1 pseudogene is annotated in these 659 nt (G+C 63.4%); it reads right to left on the bottom strand.

From position 1 onward, the window contains the following. Positions 1-3 precede the first annotated feature (3 nt). Positions 4-659: pseudogene (locus AC08OX_RS07670) on the bottom strand (glycosyltransferase family protein); the annotation flags it as partial.

The following is a 659-nucleotide window of genomic DNA, read 5'->3' as shown; positions in this document are numbered from 1 at the left end:
CGGTCAGGCCGAGGTCCGCATTCGCCGCCCCAGTGCGTCGAGCGCGACCCGACGGGTACTCTTGATCTCCGGCAACCGCGCCTGATAAGCCGGTGCCGTGGCCAACGGCTGGTAGAAGCCGAGCCGCGGAACGAAGTCGGTGTCGTCGTAGCCCGGCGGCCGGTGCAACGCATACGTACGACCCGGGAAAAGCAGGTCGTAGTTGTCGGCGATCTGCCAGATGGCGACGTGCGGGTCGACCCGCCGACGCTGAAAGTACGCCTCCAGGACATCGATTGTGAAACTAATCTCATGGAACTGTTTGACCAGGCTGTGGTAGTGCTGGCCGACCTGATACTTGATCGGTAGTTCGACCTGGAGACTATCGGAGTAGTCGAGCAGATCGAGAGCCAGAACCTTCAGTGACGTCTCGACGCCGTACCCCCGCGAGAACGCCAGCGCCGCGAAGACGTCCGCGTCGACGACGAACTCCCCGATCAGCGGCTGGATTGTCCGAGTGATGGACGGCACATACCTGGCGAGCTGTTTCGACAACAGCGACCGCAGCATCTCGGTGGTTCGCCCCCCGGGCTGCCCGTCGCCAGTCACTCTACGCGAACTTCCGTTGACGAAAAGCGGGGCGTTATCGGCAGTCGCGGCGGCAGCCAGGACACCCACTG

This window comes from Frankia sp. CoBUL1 (assembly GCF_978021245.1).
This window is presented reverse-complemented; position numbering and strand designations above follow the sequence as displayed.